Source organism: Lysobacter sp. P5_B9 (genome assembly GCF_054049835.1).
Genome location: NZ_JBFULP010000005.1, coordinates 303586 through 326544, shown reverse-complemented (window position 1 = coordinate 326544; position 22959 = coordinate 303586). Strand labels below are relative to the sequence as shown.

General features: G+C 66.7%; 22 protein-coding genes. 11 read left to right on the top strand and 11 right to left on the bottom strand.

Going from position 1 to position 22959, the window contains the following annotated elements; genetic code table 11:
- Window positions 1–66: 66 nt before the first annotated feature.
- Window positions 67–510, bottom strand: a complete 444-nt coding sequence (locus ACXJJ9_RS12530) for a hypothetical protein (protein WP_457097473.1) — start codon at window positions 508–510, stop codon at window positions 67–69.
- Between the two features lie 108 nt (window positions 511–618).
- On the opposite strand from ACXJJ9_RS12530, the gene cysS reads away from it, so the two are divergent.
- The 3 genes from cysS to ACXJJ9_RS12515 all read left to right on the top strand — a co-directional run bounded on the left by cysS (window position 619) and on the right by ACXJJ9_RS12515 (window position 3763).
- A complete protein-coding gene (cysS, locus tag ACXJJ9_RS12525; RefSeq protein WP_457097472.1) occupies window positions 619–1986 on the top strand; it encodes a cysteine--tRNA ligase in 1368 nt (455 codons plus the stop codon).
- Between the two features lie 80 nt (window positions 1987–2066).
- Window positions 2067–2504 (top strand): SufE family protein, encoded by a 438-nt coding sequence (locus ACXJJ9_RS12520; RefSeq protein WP_457097471.1) that lies wholly within the window; start codon window positions 2067–2069, stop codon window positions 2502–2504.
- Window positions 2501–3763: an MFS transporter gene (locus ACXJJ9_RS12515; RefSeq protein ID WP_457097470.1), complete on the top strand. Its 1263-nt coding sequence runs from the start codon at window positions 2501–2503 to the stop codon at window positions 3761–3763. The genes ACXJJ9_RS12520 and ACXJJ9_RS12515 overlap by 4 nt, the downstream gene beginning before the upstream one ends.
- Window positions 3764–3835: 72 nt before the next feature.
- On the opposite strand, the gene dksA is transcribed toward ACXJJ9_RS12515, so the two are convergent.
- Window positions 3836–4918: an RNA polymerase-binding protein DksA gene (gene dksA, locus ACXJJ9_RS12510; RefSeq protein WP_457097469.1), complete on the bottom strand. Its 1083-nt coding sequence runs from the start codon at window positions 4916–4918 to the stop codon at window positions 3836–3838.
- Between the two features lie 250 nt (window positions 4919–5168).
- On the opposite strand from dksA, the gene yidD reads away from it, so the two are divergent.
- The 3 genes from yidD to ACXJJ9_RS12495 all read left to right on the top strand — a co-directional run bounded on the left by yidD (window position 5169) and on the right by ACXJJ9_RS12495 (window position 7656).
- Window positions 5169–5477: a membrane protein insertion efficiency factor YidD gene (gene yidD, locus ACXJJ9_RS12505; RefSeq protein WP_457097468.1), complete on the top strand. Its 309-nt coding sequence runs from the start codon at window positions 5169–5171 to the stop codon at window positions 5475–5477.
- On the top strand, window positions 5462–6793 hold the full coding sequence (locus ACXJJ9_RS12500; RefSeq protein WP_457097467.1) for a dihydroorotase: 1332 nt from the start codon (window positions 5462–5464) through the stop codon (window positions 6791–6793). The genes yidD and ACXJJ9_RS12500 overlap by 16 nt, the downstream gene beginning before the upstream one ends.
- A 71-nt stretch (window positions 6794–6864) precedes the next feature.
- Window positions 6865–7656 carry a M23 family metallopeptidase gene (locus ACXJJ9_RS12495; RefSeq protein ID WP_457097466.1) on the top strand — a complete coding sequence of 264 codons (792 nt, stop codon included), beginning with the start codon at window positions 6865–6867 and terminating at the stop codon, window positions 7654–7656.
- Window positions 7657–7747: 91 nt separating this feature from the next.
- Here ACXJJ9_RS12495 and folE2 read toward each other — a convergent pair whose 3' ends face one another.
- The 6 genes from folE2 to efp form a co-directional block, all read right to left on the bottom strand.
- On the bottom strand, window positions 7748–8671 hold the full coding sequence (gene folE2 / locus ACXJJ9_RS12490; RefSeq protein WP_457097465.1) for a GTP cyclohydrolase FolE2: 924 nt from the start codon (window positions 8669–8671) through the stop codon (window positions 7748–7750).
- A gap of 138 nt (window positions 8672–8809) precedes the next feature.
- Entirely contained in the window at window positions 8810–9505 is a 696-nt protein-coding gene (locus ACXJJ9_RS12485) for a phytoene/squalene synthase family protein (RefSeq protein WP_457097464.1), read from the bottom strand.
- 7 nt (window positions 9506–9512) lie between these two features.
- A complete protein-coding gene (locus tag ACXJJ9_RS12480) occupies window positions 9513–10190 on the bottom strand; it encodes a phosphoglycolate phosphatase (protein WP_457097463.1) in 678 nt (225 codons plus the stop codon).
- Between the two features lie 65 nt (window positions 10191–10255).
- Entirely contained in the window at window positions 10256–10978 is a 723-nt protein-coding gene (gene ubiG / locus ACXJJ9_RS12475; RefSeq protein WP_457097462.1) for a bifunctional 2-polyprenyl-6-hydroxyphenol methylase/3-demethylubiquinol 3-O-methyltransferase UbiG, read from the bottom strand.
- A 54-nt stretch (window positions 10979–11032) separates the two neighbouring features.
- Window positions 11033–12370, bottom strand: a complete 1338-nt coding sequence (locus tag ACXJJ9_RS12470) for a TRZ/ATZ family hydrolase (protein WP_457097461.1) — start codon at window positions 12368–12370, stop codon at window positions 11033–11035.
- Window positions 12371–12443: 73 nt separating this feature from the next.
- The gene (efp, locus tag ACXJJ9_RS12465; RefSeq protein WP_056130307.1) at window positions 12444–13010 is read right to left on the bottom strand and encodes an elongation factor P; all 567 of its coding nucleotides are present in this window, start codon (window positions 13008–13010) and stop codon (window positions 12444–12446) included.
- Between the two features lie 115 nt (window positions 13011–13125).
- Between efp and epmB the strand changes: the two genes are divergently transcribed.
- Window positions 13126–14145: an EF-P beta-lysylation protein EpmB gene (epmB, locus tag ACXJJ9_RS12460; protein WP_457097506.1), complete on the top strand. Its 1020-nt coding sequence runs from the start codon at window positions 13126–13128 to the stop codon at window positions 14143–14145.
- 202 nt (window positions 14146–14347) lie between these two features.
- Window positions 14348–16432 carry an EAL domain-containing response regulator gene (locus ACXJJ9_RS12455; RefSeq protein WP_457097460.1) on the top strand — a complete coding sequence of 695 codons (2085 nt, stop codon included), beginning with the start codon at window positions 14348–14350 and terminating at the stop codon, window positions 16430–16432.
- 72 nt (window positions 16433–16504) lie between these two features.
- On the opposite strand, the gene htpX is transcribed toward ACXJJ9_RS12455, so the two are convergent.
- The gene (htpX, locus tag ACXJJ9_RS12450) at window positions 16505–17383 is read right to left on the bottom strand and encodes a protease HtpX (protein ID WP_457097459.1); all 879 of its coding nucleotides are present in this window, start codon (window positions 17381–17383) and stop codon (window positions 16505–16507) included.
- A 118-nt stretch (window positions 17384–17501) separates the two neighbouring features.
- Between htpX and gluQRS the strand changes: the two genes are divergently transcribed.
- The 3 genes from gluQRS (at window position 17502) to phaR (ending at window position 19868) form a co-directional block, all read left to right on the top strand.
- Window positions 17502–18419 (top strand): tRNA glutamyl-Q(34) synthetase GluQRS, encoded by a 918-nt coding sequence (gluQRS, locus tag ACXJJ9_RS12445; protein WP_457097458.1) that lies wholly within the window; start codon window positions 17502–17504, stop codon window positions 18417–18419.
- A gap of 38 nt (window positions 18420–18457) precedes the next feature.
- A complete protein-coding gene (gene phbB, locus ACXJJ9_RS12440) occupies window positions 18458–19198 on the top strand; it encodes an acetoacetyl-CoA reductase (protein WP_457097457.1) in 741 nt (246 codons plus the stop codon).
- A 172-nt stretch (window positions 19199–19370) separates the two neighbouring features.
- A complete protein-coding gene (phaR, locus tag ACXJJ9_RS12435; protein ID WP_310053061.1) occupies window positions 19371–19868 on the top strand; it encodes a polyhydroxyalkanoate synthesis repressor PhaR in 498 nt (165 codons plus the stop codon).
- Window positions 19869–19937: 69 nt separating this feature from the next.
- Here the strand turns inward: phaR and ACXJJ9_RS12430 are convergent, their stop codons facing one another.
- Window positions 19938–20870 carry a M48 family metallopeptidase gene (locus ACXJJ9_RS12430; RefSeq protein WP_457097456.1) on the bottom strand — a complete coding sequence of 311 codons (933 nt, stop codon included), beginning with the start codon at window positions 20868–20870 and terminating at the stop codon, window positions 19938–19940.
- An 80-nt stretch (window positions 20871–20950) separates the two neighbouring features.
- Complete coding sequence (locus ACXJJ9_RS12425) at window positions 20951–22792, bottom strand: SUMF1/EgtB/PvdO family nonheme iron enzyme (RefSeq protein ID WP_457097455.1); 1842 nt, start codon at window positions 22790–22792, stop codon at window positions 20951–20953.
- Between the last annotated feature and the right edge of the window lie 167 nt (window positions 22793–22959).

Here is a 22959-nt window from a genome sequence, read left to right as displayed (position 1 = left end):
AGGGCGCGAATGCTCGCACGTGGGGGCCGCGGGCGCAACCGGCAGGCCGCGATCGGCCGGAATGGGTCAAGGCGTAGCGGCGCCGGGCACGGCCGGGGTGATGGCGATGCGGATGCGCAGGCGGTTGCCCGGGTCCTCGGGCAGGCGCGAGCGGAACTTGGCGCCCTTGTAGACGTAATCGACGTCGTAGGCGATGGGGCGGCGGAACTCGCGCTCCACGGACACCGACTTGCAGTTGGTCGCCTTGTCGTCCTCGCGGCGCAGGGCGTCCTTGATCGCCACGACGGCACGCGAGATGCGCGAATCCTTCTTCGCATCGGCCACGGGCTCGCAGCGCTGTTCGGTGCGGGAAGCCGTCAGGGTCTGGTAAACCGGGGTCACGCGAAGCACCTGCGCATAGTCGTAGCGCACGTTCTCCTGCTGGATGACCGTGTGCTGCGCAGCTACCGGACCGGCCGCGATGGCCTGGCAGATCAGCAGGAGGGGCAGCAACAGACGAAGACGGATCATCGCACTCGGGTTCGCGGGGACCGGGGGATTGTAGGCGACAGACGCCCCAAGGCCCTGAATCCCGGCTTTAGGCAGCTAGAATTGTCCGCAATCCCCGCGACATCCCCCATGAGCCTGCACCTCTTCAACAGCCTGACGCGCCGCGTCGAACTCTTCGCGCCGCTCGACCCCGCCCGCGTGACCATGTACGTGTGCGGGCCGACGGTCTACAACTACGTGCACATCGGCAATGCGCGCGGACCCGTGGTGTTCGGCGTACTGGCCGACGTGCTGCGCCGCCGCTATGGCGGGCTGGCCTACGCCCGCAACATCACCGACATCGACGACAAGATCAACAACGCCGCCGGCGAACAGGGCGTGCCGATCTCGGTCATCACCGACAAGTTCGCCGCCGCCTACCGCGAGGACATGGGCGCGCTGGGCGTGCGTGCGCCGGACCTGGAGCCCACGGCGACGGGCCATGTCGCCCAGATCATCGACATGATCGAGCGCCTGATCGACCACGGGCATGCCTATGCCGCGGAAGGCCATGTGCTGTTCGCCGTGGCCAGCTTCGAGGGCTACGGCAAGCTGTCGCGCCGCGATACCGAGGAGATGCTCGCCGGTGCGCGCGTGGAAGTGGCGCCGTACAAGCGCGATCCGGGCGATTTCGTGCTGTGGAAGCCGTCCACCGGCGACCTGCCGGGTTGGGATTCCCCGTGGAGCTACGGGCGCCCCGGCTGGCACATCGAATGCTCGGCGATGGCCGAGGCGCACCTCGGCGACACCATCGACATCCACGCCGGTGGCGTCGACCTGCAGTTCCCCCACCACGAGAACGAAATCGCGCAGAGCGAATGCGCGCATGGCGGCAGGCCATTCGCGCGCTGGTGGCTGCACAACGGCATGCTGAATTTCGGTGGTGCCAAGATGGCGAAGTCGGTCGGCAACATCCAGCGCGTGCACGACCTGGTGCGCGAGCACCCGCCTGAAGCGCTGCGCTTCTCCCTCCTGTCGGCGCACTACCGGCAGCCGCTGGAGTGGTCGGACGGGCTGATCGAACAGAGCATCCGCACGCTGGACCGCCTGTACGGGACCCTGCGCGACCTGGCGGATGTCGAAGCCGACGCCCGGATTCCCGCCAGCGTGGAGGCCGCCCTCGACGACGACCTCAACACCCCGTCCGTGCTGGCTGAAATCGCCCGGATCGCCGGCGAAGCGCGCAAAACTGAATCGGCGGGCGACCGGCAGCGCCTGAAATCCGAGCTGCTGGGCGCGGGACTGGCACTGGGCCTGCTGCAGCAGGATCCCGCGGCATGGTTCGCGCGCGGGACGTCCGGCGACGACGATGCGCGCATCCAGATGCTGATCGACGAGCGCAATGCCGCGAAGAAGTCCCGCGATTTCGCCCGCGCCGACGCCATCCGCGACCAGCTCGCCGGCGAAGGCATCGTGCTGGAAGACACCGCGCAGGGCGTGCGCTGGAAGCGTGGATGACCCGTGCAGGCGCAGGGGGCTTGCCCCTTCGTAGTGATCGCGCAAAGAAGTCGCGCGATCACACGCGGTAAAATCGCCCCATGGATGCCTCGACCTTCCCCCTCGAATCCAGCGCCATCGAAGCACAGGGCGCGATCCGCGACGAATTCGCCTTCTTCGGCGACTGGTCGGAACGCTACCAGTACCTCATCGACCTCGGCCGCAAGCTGCCCGCCTTCCCGGACGCATGGAAGACCGAGGAACACCGCCTGCTCGGTTGCCAGTCCATGGTCTGGATCGTGCCTTCGGGCAACGCAGAACGGCTCGATTTCCAGGCGATCAGCGACTCGGCCATCGTTTCGGGACTGGTCTACCTGGCGCTGCGCGTGTATTCGGGCCGCAGCGCGCAGGAGATCCTCTCTACCGAACCCGATTACATCGCCGACATCGGGCTTGCGAAGCACCTCTCGCCCACGCGCAGCAATGGCCTGGTCGCCCTGCTCGGCTTCATCCACGATCACGCGCGCAAGGCGCTGTGAGCGACACGGCAGCGGCCGGACCGGCTGGCATCTCGGCGCTGCTGGGCAATCGCGGCTTCACGGGCCTGCTCGGCTATCGCCTGCTGGCGCTGCTGTCCTACCAGATCGTCGCCGTAACCGTCGGCTGGCACGTCTACGAAATCACGCATGATGCCTTCGCCCTGGGCCTGATCGGCCTGGCCGAAGTCATCCCCTACTTCTGCTTCGCCCTGTTCGCCGGCTATGCGGTGGACCACCTGCCGCGCCGCAAGCTGGGCATGGCGGCCTGCACCGGCCTGCTGGCCACCACGCTGGCCCTGGCGGGCATTGCCGGCGGCGTGCTGCCCGCCGGCATCGGACGTTTCGGAACACTCGCCATCTATGCGGCGATCGCCGTCAACGGCGTGGTACGTGCCTTCCTGGCGCCGGTGTACATGTCGCTGTTCGCACGCGTGCTCAAGCGCGAGCAGTTTCCACGCGGCGCGGGCATCAGCAGCGTGGTCATGCAGACGGGGCTGGTGCTCGGCCCGGCGCTGGGCGGCATCCTGGTGGCCTGGGGCGGCAAGACCACGGCCTATCTGGTGGCGGCGGCCTTCGCTGCCGCCGCCGCCATAGCCGTCGCCACCCTGCGTGTCTCCGAGCCCCCGCTGCCCGCCGAGCGCGCGCCGGTGTTCAAGAGCATCGGCGAGGGCCTGCGCTTCGTCTTCAACACGCAGGTGGTGCTGGGGGCGCAGGCGCTGGACATGTTCTCGGTGTTGTTCGGCGGCGCGGTGGCTCTGCTGCCGGCCTTCATCAACGAGATCCTGCACCTGGGACCGGAAGCCCTGGGGCTGTTGCGCGCCTCGCCCGCGGCCGGCGCGGTGCTGATGGGACTCTACCTGGCCCGGCATCCCCTGCAACGACACGCAGGCCGTGTGCTCCTGCTCGCGGTGGCGGGTTTCGGGCTGTGCATCATCGGATTCGCACTGTCGCGGCATCTGTGGCTTGCAGCGTTGATGCTGATGCTGTCCGGGATGTGCGACGGCGTTTCCGTGGTCCTGCGTTCGACCATCCTGCAGTTGGCGACGCCAGACCACATGCGCGGCCGGGTGTCGTCGATCAACGGCATCTTCATCGGATCCTCCAACGAACTGGGGGCGTTCGAATCCGGCGTGGCCGCACGACTGCTGGGCCTGGTGCCCTCCATCGTTTTCGGCGGCTGCATGACGCTGCTCGTGGTTGCGGCGACATCCAGGCTGGCGCCGCGTTTGCGACGGCTGGACCTGCGCGAATTGCATTAGCGCATCCACTCTGCCGCACAAACGAAAAAGCCCCGCCGGAAGCGGGGCTTTTGCATGCGCAAGCCAGGGAAACTAGTCGCCCATCTGCTTCTGCATATGCTCCCAGCGCTCCTGCGCATCGATGGTGCGCTCGGCGGTGAGACGGGCTTCCAGGCGCTCCAGTCCGATTTCCTCGCCGGTGTCGACGCAGAAACCGTAGTCGCCCGAATCCACGCGCTTGAGCGTGCTGTCGATCTTGCTGATCAGCTTGCGGTAGCGGTCGCGCGTGCGCAGTTCCAGCGAGTTCTCGGTTTCGCGGGTGGCGCGTTCGGCTTCGTCGCCGACGTCGCGCACTTCGTCCTTGAGGTTCTCGATGGTCTGCTTGGATTCCTCGACCAAGTCACCGCGCCACTTGAGCAGGCGTTGACGGAAGTACTCGAGTTGCAGCGGGCTCATGTATTCCTCGTCCGCCGAAGGCAGGTAGCCCTTGGGGACGATCGGGCGGCCAGTGGCCTCATCAGTCTTGTATTCCACGATCTTGACCTTGCCGCGCGGAGCCGGGGCCTTGTCCTTGCTAGCGGCGACGGCAACGGCAACCTTGCCAGCCGGGCGTTGCGGCGGTGCGGGGCGCGCCGGGATTTCCGGCGAGCGAGTGGATGCGGATTTCACGGTATCGGTGGCCTTGGCCGCGGGTTTGGCAGGAGCGGCCGGCTTTGCGGGAGCGGCTGCCACGGGGACCGGGGCGGTCTTGGTCGCCGGACGCGGTGCCGGCTTCTTCACCACCGTGGCGGGCTTGGGGGCGGATGCCGGCGCAGCCTTGGCGGGGGCGGGCTTGGTGTTCTTGGCGGGGGCGGTCTTGACCGGAGCGGTCTTGACCGGAGCGGGCTTGGCCGTGGTCTTGGCGGGCGCCTTGCTGGTCTTGGCCGGCATAGCCTTCTTCGCAGCGGGCGCGGCCTTCTTGGCGGCGACCTTGGCGACCGGCTTCTTGACCGGGGCTGCCTTCTTCGCCACGACCTTCTTCGCGGCAGGCTTGCTCGTGGGCTTCTTGGCGGGAGCGGCCTTATTCGCCGCGGGCTTCGCGACAGGCTTTTTCGCCGCGGACTTCTTCGGGGCGGCCTTGGCAGCCGGCTTCTTGGTGGCCTTGGCGGCCTTCTTCGCGGGTTTCTTTGCTGCCACGAGCGGCGTGTCCTCTGTTCCTTCGAATGAACGCTCGAACATCCTGCAAGGTTGCTTAAACACCCATTGCACTTGGTCCGGACGGCCAGAGTTGGGGGCCAGGCTGGAAAAAGCAATCGCCTTTCGTCAGCCCCTACAGCGTGCCCCTGTATCTGGAAAGCGCGCTGTTATACCCTGCCCCGGCTACCGCGGCAACCGCGCACCACCGCGGTTTTCTGCACTTGAAGAATTACGAAACCGGCGCAAACCAATGCTCCCGGTGCATTGCCGCCAAGTAACTGCCTGCTGGCATGAAGGAATCGTGATAGATCGCCTCCTTATCCTGATGCTGCGAGGCTACAAACGCTGGCTCAGCCCCTTGCTGGGACCCGCCTGCCGCTTCCATCCCACCTGCTCGGTTTACGCGATGGAAGCCATTTCGCGCTTCGGCGCGATCAAGGGCAGCTGGCTTGCCGCGCGCCGGGTGCTGCGCTGCCATCCCCTGCACCCTGGCGGCCTGGATCCGGTGCCGCCGGCCAAACCATCACCTGACAGGAACGCCGAATGTCATCGACACTGATCGTCAACGCCCGCCTGGTCAACGAGGGTCGCGAATTCGACGGCGACCTGCGCATCGAGGGCGGTCGAATCGCCGAGATCGGCACAGGCCTGCGCGTACGCGGCAACGAAACCGTGGTGGATGCCAACGGCCGCCGCCTCCTGCCGGGCATGATCGACGACCAGGTCCACTTCCGCGAACCGGGACTCGAATACAAGGCCGACATCGCCACGGAATCCGCAGCGGCCGTGGCCGGTGGCCTGACCACCTTCATGGACATGCCCAACACGTCGCCACCGACACTCGATTCGGCGGCGCTGGAGGACAAGTACCGTCGCGCAAATGGACGGGCCTGGGGCAACTACGGGTTCTACATGGGCGCCAGCAACGACAACCTCGAGGCGATCCGGCGCCTGGATCCACGCAAGGCGCCGGGCATCAAGGTGTTCATGGGCGCCTCGACCGGCAACATGCTGGTCGACAACCCGCAGGTGCTCGACGCAATCTTCCGCGACGCACCGACGCCGATCATCACGCATTGCGAAGACACCCCGATGATCGAAGCCGAACTGGCCCGCTACAAGGCCAAGTACGGCGACGACATCCCGGTGGCCTGCCATCCGGACATCCGTTCCCGCGAGGCCTGCAAGAAGTCGACCGAACTCGCCATTTCGCTCGCGCGCAGGCACGGCACCCGCCTGCATGTACTGCATATCAGCACCGCCGACGAACTCGCGCTGTTCGACGCCGGCCCGATCGAAGGCAAGCGCATCACCGCGGAAACCTGCATCCATTTCCTGCGCTTCGATCGCTCCGACTACGAACGCCTCGGCAATTTGATCAAGTGCAACCCGGCGATCAAGGACGCCTCGGACCGCGAGGCGCTGGTCGCGGCGCTGGCGAGCGACGTGATCGACGTGCTTGCGACCGACCACGCCCCGCATACGCTCGAAGAGAAGGCGAAGCCCTACCTGCAAGCGCCATCCGGACTGCCGCTGGTGCAATACGCCCTGGTCGCCGCGCTGGAACTGGTGCACGAAGGCAAGCTCACTACCGCGCAGGTCGTGCAGAAGTTCGCGCACGCGCCCGCGCAGCTGTTCAACGTCAAGAATCGCGGCTTCCTGCGCGAAGGCTATGCCGCCGACCTGGTGCTCGTCGACGACACGCCGATGACCGTGCAAACCGACGACATATTGTCCAAATGTGGCTGGTCGCCGTTCGATGGCATGACCTTCCATTCACGCATCGCCTCGACCTGGGTGAACGGCGTGCTCGCCTGGGACGGCCGCCAGTTGCTCGGCGATGCGATGGGGCAGCGGCTGGAGTTCGATCGTTGAGGAGATTCGCGTCGGCGGCGCTCCTCGCGTCGCTTGCCGCGTGCGCAAACGGCGCGAACGTGAAAGCGCCTATGCGAGCTCCCGAACCGGCGCCGCCCACCGCTTCGGACCAGCGCGTGGTGTTTCCGGCCATCGTCTCGCAGGGAGCCTTGGTATTCGGCAAGGTACCGGCGGGCAGCACGGTGCTGTTCGGCGGACACACACTGCGTCCGACGCCCTACGGCACGGTGGTATTCGGCATCGGTCGCGATGCCACCGGCCCGCTGCAGATCGATGTGAGGCGCAGCGACGGCAGCCGTGAAACCGCGACGATCTCCGTGGCGCCCCGCGACTGGCCCATCGAACGCATCGATGGAGTCCCGCCGGACACGGTGAATCCACCGCCCGAAATCGCGGCACGCATCGAAAGCGAACAGGCACTCGTGTCGGCAGCCCGCGTCCGCGACGACGATCGTGCGGACTTCGCGCAGCCCTTCATCTGGCCGGTACAGGGTCGCGTCAGCGGTCGCTTCGGCAACCAGCGCATCTACAACGGCACGCCGAAGCCTCCGCATTCGGGCATGGACATCGCCGCCGCGCAGGGCACACCGGTACTGGCGCCCGCGGCGGGGATCATCACCTTTGCGAATCCCGGTCTCTATCTCACCGGGGGAACTGTCCTGCTGGACCACGGCCACGGCGTTAGCTCGAACTTCCTGCACCTGTCGCGCATCGACGTGAAGGTGGGCGACCGCGTTGCGCAGGGCCAGGTGATCGGCGCCGTCGGTGCAACGGGGCGCGCTACGGGGCCGCATCTGCATTGGGGGATGAACTGGTTCGACGTGCGTATCGATCCGCTGCTGGTGCTCGAACGCAAAAAATAAGTTGCTAGGCGTAGTTCGCCGGCACCGCGCCAGATGGAAATGCAATTGCCGTGATGATGAACGCGCCGCCGCGCGCGGCCCAACGCTCGCGTTACGCGCGACCTTCGCCTGAAACCCGGGCCACCGCGTCGTGTGCGTGCAGGCTCTCGAAATGCGACACCTGCGCGTCATAGCGTTCAACGCGCGAATCCGCCGACAGCGCGGCCGCGACGCGGCGCGCGGCGTCCTCGCAGAACATCAGGTTCTCGGCATTGAGACGGGCGAAGGCCTGTTCGTCCTCGCGCTTGACCGCGGTCTGCACCGGAGTACCGAGGGCGGCCTCGATCGCATCGACCAGCGAGGTCAGCGGCAATTCGTCGAAGGCGTGGCGTAACTCGACGTGCACATCGGCTCGGCTTCGCTGCGCGTGCGGCGTGGCCGCGAGCCCACGTTCGGACGCAAGCCATTCGTGGATCGCGGACGACAGCGGCCGTGCATCGGCAAAGTCTTCGGCGAAGCGCTCGGCATTGAGCTGGCGCGACAGTGCGGCGGAAGCCGGACAGGTGCTGGAGTATTCGACCGAAAACCGCAGACCCAAGCGCAGGTGGCCATCGATCAGCGATGCGTCGATCTCGACCGGATAGCGCTTCCAGCCCGAATGCTCGCTGGCCAGTGCGGGACGCAGCATGAGGTGCTCGTACCGCAGGACCAGGCGCGCCCGCGTGGACAGTCCACCTTGGGTGTCCACCAGCGTCTGCAGCACGCGGCGCAGACCGGCCGGGGTGACGGTTTCGCTGGCGAAAGCATGCTGCAGCTCGAGGTACAGCCGCGACATGTGGATGCCGCGTGCATTCGCGTCGCGCAGGTCGACGGAAACATCGACGGCAGCCGGCACCGTGATCGTCTCACCCGCCGACGCCACGCGCAGCGGCAGCGCAATGTTCGACATGCCGACCCAGTCCAGCGGACGCGCCAGGGCCGCGGCGTCGAAGGCCACGTCGGGAAGGCGTCGGGAGGGGTCTATGCGCGAAGTCACGGGGCTTGATGTGGGGTCTGGGGCGGGGATCGCAATGTGCGGCATTCTACCGGGCCTGCGCCCCCCGGCCTTCATGCAGGCGGAACGGACCGGTCCAGCGAGCGCCCATTGATCAGCACACTGGTTCAGCACGCTGATTCATTCGCGCGCGGCGCGCCATGAGGCCCAAAGGGCCTGCAGGGCCGGCACGGGTTGCACGGCTTCACCGCGACGCAATCTTGCACGCGCCAGGCCTGCCAAGAGGCGGCGGGGCCTCGTCGCGCCATGCGTGGGGATGCGCACGGCAAGCTGGCGGGTCCATTCCGCGATCGCGCCGCCCTCCCCGGCCATGGCCAGCACCTGCAGCGGCGCGGCATCGCCCGGGTGATGCGCGAGGCGCAGCTGCAGGAGGTTTGCAGCGATGACTTCGCGTGCCCCCGGACCTGCACCAAACAATCCCTGCTCGATCACGGCCACGGCTTCCACCACGGTGCCAAGTTGCGCAAACGCGTCTTCTGCATCCACGGGCCGCTCACGACTGCCGCGCAACGACGGCAGCGATGCCGCCAGCTGCATCCAGGGAGCGGGCGATTTCTGCAGCACCTGCCCCAGCGGATGCCGGCGGATACCGCGCGACCAGCCCTGCAGCTCCTCGACCCACCAGCCCAGCTTCGCTTCGCCGGGTCGCGGATCGCTGCCACCCCAGGCGGCATCGGTGAGTTCCTGCAACAAGGCCATCCACGCCAGCACGGGTTCGCGCTGTTCGCGTGGCACGAAGACTTCCGCGACCGACCACTCCGGCCAGCGCGCGCGCCACTTGTCGATGAAACTGTCGAGGGCTTCCTGGTCGCTCATGCGGTGACTAAGCGACGCCCGGCCAGGCAGCGGCCTCGCACAACTCGCCCGGTTCGTGGATCAGGACGTCGCCCTGCCAGGCAAACGGGTCGTCTTCATGCAGGCGGTAGCCCCACAGCGCCACCACCGACGGCATGCCCGCGGCGCGCGCGGCGACGATGTCGCGTTCGTCGTCGCCGACGTATGCGCATGCCTCGGCCGGGACCCCGATCACCTGCGCCGCGTGCAACAACGGCAAGGGATCGGGCTTGCGTACCGGCAGCGTGTCGCCACCGACCAGCACGGCGCAACGCGTCTGCCAGCCGAGCAGCGGCATCAGCTTTTTCGCGAGGTATTCGGGTTTGTTGGTGACGATGCCCCAGGTGGAACCGTTTGCCTCGAGCGCGGCGAGCATCGCTTCGATTCCATCGAACGGCTTGCCGTGCAGGCCAAGCTCGAGTTCGTAGAGATCGAGGAACTCCTGCACCCAGCGCTCACGTTCACTCGCTTCGACGTCGGGAAAACCTGCGCGGAGCATCGCCCGGGCGCCTTTCGAGACAACCGGACGCAGATCGTCCAGCGCCATTGCACCGCGACCACGATCGCTGCGCATGCGATTTATCACCGCGATGAAATCCGGCGCGCTGTCGACCAGGGTGCCGTCGAGGTCGAAGAGGACGGCTTTGGGGAAGCGGGATGGCTGCATGCGAATAGGCGGGGAAGTGATTTCTATCAGCGGCGCGCGCGGCGCAGACCCTGTCGGGTTTTGGGTTAATCGAGGGCGGGCTTTTGCGCGCACGCCAGGTAATTGACGTCGGTGCGCGAGACCACGCGTGCCGAATTGCGCCAGGGCTCGTACATCAGGCCGCTGACATTTTCGAGCTGCAGCCCGGCGGCGCGCAGCCACGCGGCGAGTTCGGACGGCTTGATGAAGTCACGGTACTGGTGCGTGCCCTTGGGAAGAACGCGTGCGATGTACTCGGCACCCACGATCGCCAGCGCGAATGCGGCCGGGGTGCGGTTGAGCGTGGACAGGAACAGGCGGCCACCGGGCTTCAGCATCGTCGCGCAGGCCTGGACGATCGCGGCCGGATCGGGGACGTGCTCCAGCATCTCCATGCAGGTGATCGCGTCGAATTTCCCGGGCATTTCCCCGGCCAGCGCTTCGGCGGACTGCAGGCGATAGTCGACGTCGATGCCGCTTTCCAGGCGATGGAGCTTGGCGACCTTGATCAACTCGGGGGCGAGGTCAAGCGCCGTCACCTGCGCGCCATTGCGTGCGAGCGCTTCGCTGAGCAGGCCCGCTCCACAACCCACGTCGAGTACGGCGGCGCCCTGCAACTTCACGCGATCGGCCACGTAACCCAGGCGTGCCGGGTTGAGCGCGTGCAACGCCTTCTGCGGGCCTTCCGGGTCCCACCAGCGCTGCGCCAGCGCACCGAACTTGTCGAGTTCGGCCTGGCTGAAGTTGTCGTTGGATGTAGTCGTGTTCATCCCAGGATTCTCTCAGTCCGTCATCCCGGCTTTCGCCGGGACGACGAACAAAACTCAGGAAATTCTTATCGCCGCGATGCGATCGCGCCACTGCCGCGCGTTGGCGACCAGCGCATCGGGGTCGATATCGACCAGCACGCGCTCCAGCAGCTTCGGCTTGCCGGCGATCCAGACATCGCTGACCTGATGGCGCCCGGCGGCATAGACGAGCTGCGAGATCACGTGGTGCAAGGGCTGCGTTTCCAGCTGACCGAGGTCGACGCAGGCCAGGTCCGCCTGCTTGCCAGTCACTATCGAACCGATCTGCGCCTCGAAACCCAGCGCGCGCGCTCCGCCCAGGGTCGCGGCCTGCAGGGCGCTGGCGGCGTCGAAGGCCGAGGCATCCCCGGCCACCGCCTTCGCGAGCAACGCGGCCGTGCGGGTTTCGCCGAACATGTCGAGGTCGTTGTTGCTGGCGCAGCCATCGGTGCCGAGCGCGATGTTCACGCCCGCCTTCTGCAGCTTGCCTATCGGGCAGAACCCGGACGCAAGCTTGAGGTTGGATTCCGGGCAGTGCACCACGCTGACGCCGCGTTCCGCGCACAGCGCGATCTCGGCATCGGTGAGCTGGGTCATGTGCACGGCGATGAGGCGGTCATTGACCAGGCCCAGGCGATCCAGGCGCGCCAGCGGACGCTGGCCCAGCTTCTGCTGCGATTCGGCCACTTCATGGGCGGTCTCGTGCGTATGCAGGTGCACCGGCACGTCGAGCTGGTCGGCCAGCATGCGGATGCGCTCGAAATTCGCATCGCTCACCGTGTAGGGCGCGTGCGGCGCGAAGGTGGTGGCCACGAGCGGGTCGTGCCGCCACTGGTCGTGCACCTCGGTGGCGCGGTCGAAGTACTCGTCCGCGGATTTCGCCCATGCGGTCGGGAAGTCGATGACCGGCAGGCCCACGCGCGCACGGAAGCCGTGCTGCTTGTAGACCGCGGCCTGCACGTCCGGAAAGAAGTAGTTCTCGTTGGCGCAGGTGGTGCCGCCACGGAGCATTTCGGCGATGGCCAGGGCGATGCCGTCGGCGACGAATCCGGGACCGATGACCGCGCCCTCGATCGGCCAGATGTGGCCCTGCAGCCATTCCATCAGCGGCAGGTCGTCGGCCACCCCGCGCAGCAGGGTCATCGGGTTGTGCGTATGGGCGTTGACCAGCCCGGGGATCAGGGCGCCGTCGGGACGCGATACGGTTTCCTTCGCCTGGTAGCGGGCCCGCGCCTCATGGATGGGCAGCAGGCCGAGGATCACACCGTCACGAATGGCAACGGCGTGGTTTTCGAGGACCACGCCGTGCGGCTCGACCGGCACCACGAAGCCGGCTTCGATGAGGAGGTCGCAGGCTTCGGGTTGGGTCGTCATTCGGTTTCCGTCATGCCGTTTGGTCCGAAGATTTGGCAAAGCCGTGGCCGCTAAGCGGCCACGGGCCAAATCGTCACTTGACGCGCGAAACGTACTCGCCGCTGCGGGTGTCGACCTTGATCACCTCATCCTGGCCGACGAACAGCGGCACGCGGACCACCGCGCCGGTTTCCAGCGTCGCCGGCTTGCCGCCGCCGCCCGAGGTGTCGCCACGGACGCCCGGGTCGGTCTCGGTGATCTTCAGCTCGACGAAATTCGGCGGCTGCACGGCGATCGGGGTGCCGTTCCACAGCGTGACCACGCACTCTTCCTCGCCCTTGAGCCACTTCTCGGCGCCGCCCATGCCGGCCTTGTCGGCCTGGACCTGCTCGAAGGACTCCTGGTTCATGAAGTGCCAGTACTCGCCGTCGGCGTAGAGGAACTGCATGTCGGTGTCGACCACGTCCGCCTGTTCGACGTTGTCGGTCGCCTTCATGGTCATTTCGACCACACGGCCCGACTTGATGCTGCGGTACTTGATGCGGGTGAAGGCCTGACCCTTGCCCGGCTTGACGTATTCAGTCTCGGTGATGATGCACGGGTCGTTATTGACCAGGATCTTCTGTCCGGTCTTGACGTCATTCATGCCCAGGCTGGCCATGGGTGTAACTCCTGAAAAAGTGATCGGTGCGCCCTGCCGCCGCGGGGCGGCGGAACGGCTAAAATATCGGGCTTTGCTGCGCGAGATCGGCAGCGCCGGAAAATCGCGATCCGACATGATACCCGTTGCCCCCGCCCTCAAACAGCGCACCCCGCCCCAGGCGCCCGGCTGGCAGCAACTGTGGCGCGAGGCCATCCGCGACCCGCGCGAACTCCTGGCGCTGCTGGGCCTCGAATCGGCGGCACTGAACATCTCGGATGCGGCGGCGGCCCAGTTCCGGCTGCGGGTGCCGCGCGGCTTCGTCGCGAAGATGCGGCATGGCGATCCCGGCGACCCGCTGTTGCGCCAGGTGCTCCCGCTCGACGACGAAATGCAGCCGAGGCCCGGCTTCGGCCTGGACGCGGTCGGTGACGGCGCGGCCAAGGCCGCCGACGGTGTGATCCGCAAATACCGTGGCCGCGCCCTCCTGGTCACCACCGGCAGTTGCGCGGTCCACTGCCGCTACTGCTTCCGCCGCCACTTCGACTACGCCTCCGAAACCGCCGCTGCGGGCAACTGGCGGCAAGCGGTCGAACTGATCCGCGCCGACCCGGACATCGACGAAGTCATCCTGTCCGGTGGCGATCCCTGGTCCCTGGCCACGGCCAAGCTGGCCGAACTCACCGATGCGCTGGCCCGGGTGCCGCACCTCAGGCGCCTGCGCATCCACACCCGCCTGCCGGTCGTGTTGCCCGAGCGCGTGGACGCCCCCCTGCTCACCTGGCTGCGCGGCCTGCCCTGGCCGGTGACGGTGGTCCTGCACGCCAACCATGCGGCTGAAATCGATTCCAGTGTCGAACAGGCCTGTTCAGCCCTGCGCTGCGCCGGCGCAACCTTGCTCAATCAGGCGGTATTGCTGCGCGGAGTCAATGACAGTGTCGAGGCGCTAAGCGCGTTGAGCGAACGCAGCTTCGAGGCAGGCGTGCTGCCCTACTACCTGCACCAGCTCGACCGGGTGCAGGGCTCCGCGCATTTCGAAGTCAGCGACGAGGAAGCCAAACGCCTTCACGCGGCACTAGCGGCGCGGCTTTCGGGCTACCTGGTGCCGCGCCTGGTGCGCGAAGTGGCGGGAGACCCGGGCAAGCGGCCGCTTTGATCGGCCGGAGGCGTTTGGACCTGATGGGCGCATCGCGTCCTCCAGGGGAATCGAAATGTCTTCGAAGCCAAAGCGAACTGCCGACCGCGGCACACCCGTGGCCAAGGTACGTGGACTCCAGCCGCGCCTTCATGTCATAAACCCGGATCACGGGGAACCTAGACGGGAAGCCGGAAGGCCGTCGCGAACGGAGGGTTTGGGGATGCAATTCGGCAAAGACATGGCTCTGCGACTGCTGATCGTCGACGATAGCGTCGAAGCCGCCGAGGCCATTGTCAGCGGGCTGCGCAACGCGGGCATCGCGGTACGCCCGTCGCGGCCGGAAACCGAGGACGAGTTCCAGTCGCTGATCGAATCCCAGCCGCAGGACATGGTGCTGGCCGCGCAGAACGCCGGCAGCGTGCCTCTCGCCAGGGTGATGGAGAAGGTCGATGCCAGTGGCAAGGACCTGCCCGTGCTGGTGCTCGTCAGCAGCCTGGACGAAACCGCGCTACTGAAGATGATGGCCATGGGCGCACGCCGGGTGGTCCTGCGCGAGCACATGGACCATGTCCTGCACGTGCTGCGCGCGGAATGGGTCGACCTGGAAGCACGCCGCTCCTATCGCCGCCTCGACGCGCAGATGCGCGAAATCGAGCGCCGCTGCGACGCGCTGATCGATTCCTCGCGGGACCCCATCGCCTACATCCATGAAGGCATGCACATCCGCGCGAATGCGGCCTACCTGGAAATGTTCGGCTTCGACTCCTTCGAGGACATCGAGGGCATGTCGCTGCTCGACCTGGTGGCTTCCAAGAAGGTCGATGAATTCAAGAAACTGCTGAAGCAGCTGTCCAAGGGCGAAGCTCCGCCGCCGCGCTACGAAACCGAAGCCGTCACCATCACCGGCAACCACTTTCCGGCCGTCATGGAGTTCACCCAGGCCACCTACGAAGGTGAAAGCTGCCTGCAGGTGGTACTGCGCAAGCAGGAGGAGGTCTTCGACCCGCAGGCGGCGGCGGAACTCGAACGCCTGCGCCAGCTCGACCAGGTCACCGGCCTGCTCAACCGCCCCACCTTCCTGCGCGCGCTCGAGGACGCGGTGGCGGAAACCGCAGCCAAGGCGACCTCGCACGGCCTGCTGCTGATCGAGCCCGATCATTACGCGCGCCTGCTGCAGGACCTCGGCCTCGACGCGGCCGACGACCTGGTTGCCGCGGTGGCGGAGCGCCTGCGCTCCACCGTAGGCGCGAACGACATCGTCGCGCGCTTCGGCGAGCACCAGTTCGCCGTGCTCACGCACAACAGCGACTATGCGCAGACCTCCAGGCTCGCCGAATCCCTGCGCGCCGCCTTCGCCGATACCGTCATCGAGGCGCGCAACCATTCGCTGAACATCACGCTCAGCATCGGCGGCGTGCAGGTCGGCGAAAAGATCGCCAACGTCGCCGCGATCCTGGGCAAGGCCAGCCAGGGGTTGCAATCCACGATTGGCGTGGGCGGCAACCGTTCCGAACTGCACGACCCCAGCGCAACCGACCGCGCGGAACTCGAACGAGTCGCAGCATGGGTCGCGCGCCTCCGCGAAGCGATCGCGACGGACCAGTTCGTCATCCATTTCCAGCCACTGGTGCCCCTGCACGGCGCGCCGGACGAGATGTACGAAACGCTGCTGCGCCTGCGTGGCGAAGACGGCGGGCTGGTGCAGCCGCTCACGTTCCTGCCGATCGCGGAGGAGCATGGGTTGCTGGGCGACATCGACCGCTGGGTCGTCGGCCGCTCGATCCGGCTGATTGCCGACCGCCAGCGCATCAACCGCCGCACCCGCCTCATGGTGAAGATCACGCAGGCCTCGCTGCAGGATGACAGCCTGCTGGCGTACATCGGCGAACAGCTCAAGATCCATGGCGTCGATGGCCGCCTGCTCGTGCTGCAGATCCCCGAATCCAAGGTCTTCACGAACCTGCGTGCCGCCCAGCAGTTCCAGGCCGGCGTGGCGGAGTTTGGCGTCCGCGTGGGCCTGGAACAGTTCGGCATCGGCCTCAACCCGTTCCAGCTGCTCACCCATTTCGACGCCAGCTTCATCAAGATCGACCGCTCCTTCATGAAGGACCTGGCCAGCACCCCCGAGCTGCAACAGCGTATCCGCGAGTTCGCGTCCAAGGCGCAGGAACTGGGCAAGCAGACCATCGCCGAACACGTGCAGGACGCCGGCAGCATGTCCACGCTGTTCAGCGCCGGAATCGACTACGCGCAGGGGCACTTCCTCGCGCCTGCGGGGCCGGAAATGGATTACGAGTTCGGCTGATGCCCTGATCGCGGCCGATGCGCCAATAAAAAAGCCCGCCAATCGGCGGGCTTTTTCTTGCAAGGCAGACCGTTACATCGAGCGCTGCAGCGCCGCAATGCGTTCTTCCAGCGGCGGATGACTCATCATCAGGCGGCGCATGCCATGGCCGACCGCGCCGCTGATGCCGAAGGCCTGGATCTGGCTGGGCAGCGAACTGTGGCCGTAGGTCTGGGACAGGCGGCGCAGCGCGGCGACCATCTTCTCGCGACCGGCAAGATCCGCACCACCGGCATCGGCACGGAACTCGCGATGGCGCGAGAAGGCCATCGCAATCATGCTGGCGAACAGGCCAAACACGATGTCCAGCACGAACACCGTGATGAAGTAGCCGATGCCGCCGCCACTGCTTTCACGGTTGCCGCTGATGAAGCCGTCGATCACGCGACCGACCACGCGCGACAGCACGATCACGAATGTATTCAGTACGCCCTGGATCAGCGCCATGGTCACCATGTCGCCGTTGGCAACGTGGCTGACCTCGTGGCCAAGCACGGCTTCGGCTTCGTCGCGGCTCATCGAACGCAGCAGGCCCGTGGACACGGCGACCAACGCATTGTTGCGGTTGGCGCCGGTGGCGAAGGCATTGATTTCCGGGGCGTCGTAAATGGCGACTTCCGGCTTGCCGATGCCTGCGCGCTCGGCCTGGCGATGAACCGTCGTGACCAGCCACTGCTCCAGCTCGTTGCGCGGCTGCTCGATCACGTGCGCACCGGTGCTGCGCTTGGCCATCCACTTGGATATCAGCAGCGAGATGAACGAGCCGCCGAAACCGAAGATCGCGGCCATCACCATCAGCTGTCCCTGGTTGCCCAGCCGGAGGCCGAACTTCTGCAGCACCGACATCACGATGCCCAGCAGGACCAGGACGGCCAGGTTGGTGGCGAGGAACAGGGCGACACGCTTGAACATTGGGGGACCTTTCGCGCAACCGGCGGCTGATGGTTTCGGAGCGAAGATGTGGCAGGCTCGATGGAAATTCAAGCCGAATGCTTTGCGCAAGCTGCCAGAAACCCACCCGAACAGCACCATGCCTCTTTCCGCTTCCGCCCCCTACCGTGGCCGCTTCGCCCCCTCGCCCACCGGCGACCTGCATTTCGGCTCACTGCTGGCCGCGCTCGGAAGCTGGCTGCTGGCACGGCATGCGCAGGGAACCTGGCTGGTCCGCGTGGAAGACATCGACCCGCCGCGCGAGGTGGCGGGGGCATCGCAACGGCAACTGGACGCCCTGGTCGCCTTCGGCCTGCATTCCGACGAAACCATCGTCCGCCAGAGCGCGCGCAGCGCCCTGTACGAAGCTGCCCTGCAGCGCCTGCTGGACGACGGCCGAGCCTTCGAATGCCACTGCAGCCGCAGCGACCTGGCCGCCGGCGGCGGCGTGCACCGGCAATGCGTCGCGAAATCGCGGCGGGCCGACCCCGCCATCCGCCTGCGTGTCCCCGACGGGACCGTCATCGCCTTTGACGACAACATACAGGGCCCCCAGCAGCAGGACGTCTCGCGCGAGGTCGGCGACTTCGTCCTCCGACGCACCGAAGGCTACTGGGCGTACCAGCTCGCCGTCGTGGTCGACGACGCCRCGCAGGACATCACCGATATCGTACGTGGCGCCGACCTGCTGGATTCCACGCCGCGACAGATCCTGCTCCAGCGCGCGCTGGGTCTGCCGACGCCGCGCTACGCACACCTTCCGCTGGTCGTGGACGCCAACGGGCGTAAGCTGTCCAAGTCCGATGCAGCCCTTCCCGTCGACGCGGCCGACCCGCTACCGGCACTGAAAGCGGCGTGGCGCGCACTCGGACAGTCCCCGGACGCCATCGCCGGGACCGACGGCGTCGCCGCCTTCCTGGCACGTGCACAGCCCGGCTTCGACCCCGCCCGCATTCCGCGCACCGGCGCGATCATGCTCGCCGCAGCGCACAACACAGGTTTCATATTTGCTCCATAGAATGCCTTCGGGCTTCCTTTCGCCTCATGGAGAAACAAATGCAATCTCGCATCGCACTCGTCACGGGCGGTACTGGCGGCATCGGCACCTCGATCGTCAAGCGCCTGGCCGGCATGGGCCACAAGGTCGCCACCAACTACCGCAACGAGGAAAAGGCGAAGGCGTGGCAGGCGCAGATGCGCGCCGAGGGCGTCGAGGTCGCGATCGCGCGCGGCGACGTCTCGACCGCCGCGGATGCCGAAGCGATGGTCCGCGACATCGAGCGCCAGCTCGGCCCCGTCGACATCCTGGTCAACAACGCCGGCATTACCCGCGACACCACCTTCCACCGCATGACCCCGGAGCAGTGGAACGACGTCATCAGCACCAACCTCAACTCGTGCTTCAACGTCACCCGCCCGGTGATCGAGGGCATGCGTGAGCGGAAGTGGGGTCGCGTCGTGCAGATCAGCTCGATCAATGGCCAGAAGGGCCAGTACGGCCAGGCGAACTACGCTGCCGCCAAGGCCGGCATGCACGGCTTCACGATTTCCCTGGCACAGGAGAATGCGAAGTTCGGGATCACCGTGAACACGGTGTGCCCGGGCTACATCGCCACCGACATGGTCATGGCCGTGCCGGAGGAGGTCCGCAACAAGATCATCACGCAGATTCCGACGGGCCGCCTTGGCTCGCCCGAGGAAATTGCCTACGCGGTGGCGTTCTTCATTCCCGACGAGGCCGGCTGGATCACCGGCGCCAACCTGTCCGCAAACGGCGGCCAGTACATGGGTTGGTAGCAGCCCGGGCTGGTAAGCGGCCCGCGGACAGCGCTTTGCTGCGCACAAAACCGCGCCGTACCGCCAGATTCAGCCAGCCCGGCCGTGACCGACGGCACATGACGGGGGCGAGTTGCAAGGCAACCGCCCCTGAGCCATGCTGCGCAGCACCACGATTTAGAGTCGGCGCTCGATGAGTTCGATCCGCATCATCAAGAAGTATCCCAACCGTCGTCTCTACGACACCGAGATCTCCAGCTACATCACCATCGAAGATGTGCGCCAGCTCATCGTCGACGGCGAGGATTTCGAGGTGCGCGATGCCAAGTCCGGCGATGACCTTACCCGCCAGGTGCTGCTGCAGATCATCGCGGAGCACGAGTCCGACGGTGAACCGGTGCTCTCCACGCAGCTGCTCAGCCAGATCATCCGTTTCTACGGCGATTCGCTGCAGGGCTTCATGGGCAACTACCTGGAACGTTCGATGCAGGTCTTCCTCGACCAGCAGCAGCAGTTCCGCACCCAGATCGGCGGCCTGCTCGGCCAGACGCCGTGGGCGATGATGAACCAGCTCACCGAGCGCAACATGGCCATGTGGAAGGAATTCCAGCAGAACATGTCCGGCAACATCGGGCCTGGCAGCATGGGCGCGAATCCGACATCGAAGCCTAAGGCCGATACCAAGCGTTGACGGGGCCTTCCCGCCGCAACAAAAAAGCCGGGTAACCCCGGCTTTTTTTGTGCCTGCCCAACGCATCCGTCATTTCAGCGGCGGCTGGCCCGGGCAGTACTTCGAATAGAACTCCAGCGCCGTCGGCATCAGCGCCTGCAGTGTCTGGATGCGGTTGGCCGGATCCGGGTGCGTCGATGCGAATTCCGGCGGGCGCTCACCACCACCCAGTTGCGACATGCGTTCCCACAACGGGATCGCCTCACGCGGGTCGTAGCAGGCCGCCGCGGCCAGCATCAGCCCGACCTTGTCGGCCTGCGTCTCGTGATTGCGGCCGTAGGGAAGGATGAAACCGTACTGGGCGCCGGCTCCGAGCGCCGCCATCACTGCCTGCTGCTGCTGCGGATCCATGCCACCCAGCGCGACACCGGCCGCCATCTGCCCCACCTGCACCAGCTTCTGCTGCGCCATGCGCTGGGACCCGTGACGCAACAGCGCATGGGCGATTTCGTGGCCCATCACGACTGCCATCCCATTCTGGTTCTCTGCGATCGGAATGAGTCCGGTGTACACCGCCATCTTCCCGCCCGGCAGGCAGAACGCGTTGGCCTCTTCCGACTGGATGACGCTGACGTCCCACTGGAAGTTCTGGTAATCCGTGGGTGCCTGCTGCTGGTTCATCGCGGCGAGATCGGCGGTCACCTGCGGCACGCGATTGACCAGGCGACTGGCGATCTCGCGGATCTGCTGGCTTACCTGGCTATTGGCCGGCAACAGCGCCCCCTGTGCCGAGGCGTCGCTTTGCACCTGCTGATAGGCCTGTGCGCCAAGTTCGACCTCCTCCTCCGGCGAGGCGCCGTAGTGCGCGGTTTCACCGGTGTACGGATCGGTTTTCGCGCTGCCAAACCAGGACCATGCCGCGTAGCCCGCGAACAGGAGCAGGATCAACCAGCGCATGCCGCCAAAACCAAAGCCGCGACGCTGCGGTGCTGCCTGCTGGTTACCCAAGGGATCAACTCTCATCGTGCCCTCCGTGATGCCATCGAGATGGCCACTGCTGTTCGGGGCGATCCGGGCCGGCCATCGCGCCCCAAGCAGACCCGTCAGATTTCCCGCACCACGCGGAACCCTACGCGCGCGCTTGTGTTGTTGGTGTCTGTGCCCTGCCGCGCAGCGGAGCGCGTGTGTGCGGGCGAACTCGCCCAGGACCCGCCCCGCACCGTCTGGTTCCGGCACCCCGGGTTCACCCAGGGCCGGCCATCGCGGGGCGCCCGGCGGAAATTGCCGTGCCAGCAGTCGTCGACCCATTCGCTGACGTTGCCCGCAAGGTCGTGCACGCCCCATCGGTTGGGCTGGTAGCTTCCCACCGGCGCCGGGCCCCAGGCGCCGTCACCATAGGCGGGGAACGCGTTGCTCCAACGCCGTCCCGAGGGCGAGACGTCGTTGCCTCCGGTGAAATTGCCGGATCGGGCCGGCGGCGCGCCATCGCCCCAGGGAAAGCGCGACTGCCCGCCCTCGCGCAGCACGTATTCGAATTCCGCCTCGCTGGGCAGCCGGTAACGCTGGCCGGTCTGCCCGGAGAGCCACTCCGCATAGCGCGTGGCGTCGCCGACGCTCACGTTCACTACCGGCATGTTGTCGCTGGCCGGGCGGCCCACGTAGTCCGACTGCCAGTCGACGTTGCCGGCGCGGACGAAATTGCCGCTGCGCTCGTCGTAGATCGTCGAATAGCCACGTCGCGTCGCGCGCGCGCGATACCTGGTCGCATTGACGAAGCGACGGAACTCGCCGACGGTTACCTCCGTACGCGCCATGGCGATGCCGCGATCGAAACGGATGTTACGTACCGGCCTCTCGGCGTCGCTGGAATCGGGTTCGCCTTCCAGCGCTCCCATGCGGAAAGCACCGTGCGGGACGACCACCATCTGCGGGCCGCGGCCACCATTCGACAGCGCATCAGTGAACGCCTGCCCTGCCCGGAACAAGCCGTAGTGGGCGGCGGTCTCGATCCGCGTGCGCAACTCCAGGACGGCGGGATCGCCCGTCGCAGCGATCCGCAACAGCTGCGCCAGCGTTTCCCGCGCGCGGCGCAGGCCCGGTGCGGTCGGCGTCGCGAGCTGCGCGATGCCTTCGTCGCGCAATCCGTTCACACGCGTGGCGCGCTGAATCGCGATGCGTTCGCGCGCATCCCTGATGGTGACGAAGCCCGGACGCACCTTGGCTGCCATGGCCAGCCATGAGGTAGCGCCGTCGTAATCGTCCCGGTCGGCCGCGGCTTCGGCGCGGCGGATCAGTGCACTTTCGGCGGCGGCAAGACCCTGCGCCGCCCGGCTGTCGCCGGGTCGTTCCCGCAGGGCCTCGCGGAAATAGGCGATCGCACCGTTCGCTTCGTTGTTCTCGCCAATATGTTCGGCATTGAGCGCAATCTCGCCGAGCCGGTTCGCCTGTGCGGCCTCGTCGGCGCGGTCGAGCCGGTCGAGGAAAGCTTCAACCCGAGGGTCCGCCGGCGCCACCACGCGCGCCACCGCCCCGACTTCGTGCGCATGGCGCAGTTCCTGCGCGTCGTAGTCGATGGCGTTCAGTGCCTTGCGACCCTCGTCGAGCAATGCGAGCAGGGATTCACGCAGGCCGTCGCGGATGCGCTCGTTGCCGGGCGAGTGCTGCTGCAGGGCCAGATAGAGAGGGATGGCCGCTTCGGCCTCCTGCTCGCCGCCATACAGGTGCCTGGTCTTGAGCGCCGCCGCGGCCTGCTTGCGTAGCGCCGTCGCGTTCGCATCCGTGACCGCTATTGCCGGCGCCCGCCAGGCGGGTACCGGCGACACCGACTGGTCCTGCCCGATGGTGACCAGCGGCTCAGGCGCGCTGGCCTTCTCCTCCTCCGCCTGCCTGCGGCCACAACCGGCTGCGCACGTCAGCGCGAGGCCCAGGCCCAGGGACCAGGCCATTCGTCGTAGGGGCCGCCAATTCGGATTCAAGCCACGCAACTCCCTGGCGTGCGACGCGAACGGTGTGGAACAGCAAGGACGGAAACGCCGTGGGGGTCCTTGGCGTTACCGGGGACGAAAGTAGGCTATTGTCGCCCGCCGCGGCAACCTGCCCTATCCTCCGATCC

Coding starts and splice junctions, on each gene's coding strand:
- ACXJJ9_RS12530 (WP_457097473.1), bottom strand. CDS start 510: ATGATCCGTCTTCGTCTGTTGCTGCCCCTCCTGCTGATCTGCCAGGCC.
- cysS (WP_457097472.1), top strand. CDS start 619: ATGAGCCTGCACCTCTTCAACAGCCTGACGCGCCGCGTCGAACTCTTC.
- ACXJJ9_RS12520 (WP_457097471.1), top strand. CDS start 2,067: ATGGATGCCTCGACCTTCCCCCTCGAATCCAGCGCCATCGAAGCACAG.
- yidD (WP_457097468.1), top strand. CDS start 5,169: ATGCTCCCGGTGCATTGCCGCCAAGTAACTGCCTGCTGGCATGAAGGA.
- ACXJJ9_RS12500 (WP_457097467.1), top strand. CDS start 5,462: ATGTCATCGACACTGATCGTCAACGCCCGCCTGGTCAACGAGGGTCGC.
- ACXJJ9_RS12495 (WP_457097466.1), top strand. CDS start 6,865: ATGCGAGCTCCCGAACCGGCGCCGCCCACCGCTTCGGACCAGCGCGTG.
- ACXJJ9_RS12485 (WP_457097464.1), bottom strand. CDS start 9,505: ATGAGCGACCAGGAAGCCCTCGACAGTTTCATCGACAAGTGGCGCGCG.
- ACXJJ9_RS12480 (WP_457097463.1), bottom strand. CDS start 10,190: ATGCAGCCATCCCGCTTCCCCAAAGCCGTCCTCTTCGACCTCGACGGC.
- ubiG (WP_457097462.1), bottom strand. CDS start 10,978: ATGAACACGACTACATCCAACGACAACTTCAGCCAGGCCGAACTCGAC.
- ACXJJ9_RS12470 (WP_457097461.1), bottom strand. CDS start 12,370: ATGACGACCCAACCCGAAGCCTGCGACCTCCTCATCGAAGCCGGCTTC.
- efp (WP_056130307.1), bottom strand. CDS start 13,010: ATGGCCAGCCTGGGCATGAATGACGTCAAGACCGGACAGAAGATCCTG.
- epmB (WP_457097506.1), top strand. CDS start 13,126: ATGATACCCGTTGCCCCCGCCCTCAAACAGCGCACCCCGCCCCAGGCG.
- ACXJJ9_RS12455 (WP_457097460.1), top strand. CDS start 14,348: ATGCAATTCGGCAAAGACATGGCTCTGCGACTGCTGATCGTCGACGAT.
- htpX (WP_457097459.1), bottom strand. CDS start 17,383: ATGTTCAAGCGTGTCGCCCTGTTCCTCGCCACCAACCTGGCCGTCCTG.
- phbB (WP_457097457.1), top strand. CDS start 18,458: ATGCAATCTCGCATCGCACTCGTCACGGGCGGTACTGGCGGCATCGGC.
- phaR (WP_310053061.1), top strand. CDS start 19,371: ATGAGTTCGATCCGCATCATCAAGAAGTATCCCAACCGTCGTCTCTAC.
- ACXJJ9_RS12430 (WP_457097456.1), bottom strand. CDS start 20,870: ATGAGAGTTGATCCCTTGGGTAACCAGCAGGCAGCACCGCAGCGTCGC.
- ACXJJ9_RS12425 (WP_457097455.1), bottom strand. CDS start 22,792: ATGGCCTGGTCCCTGGGCCTGGGCCTCGCGCTGACGTGCGCAGCCGGT.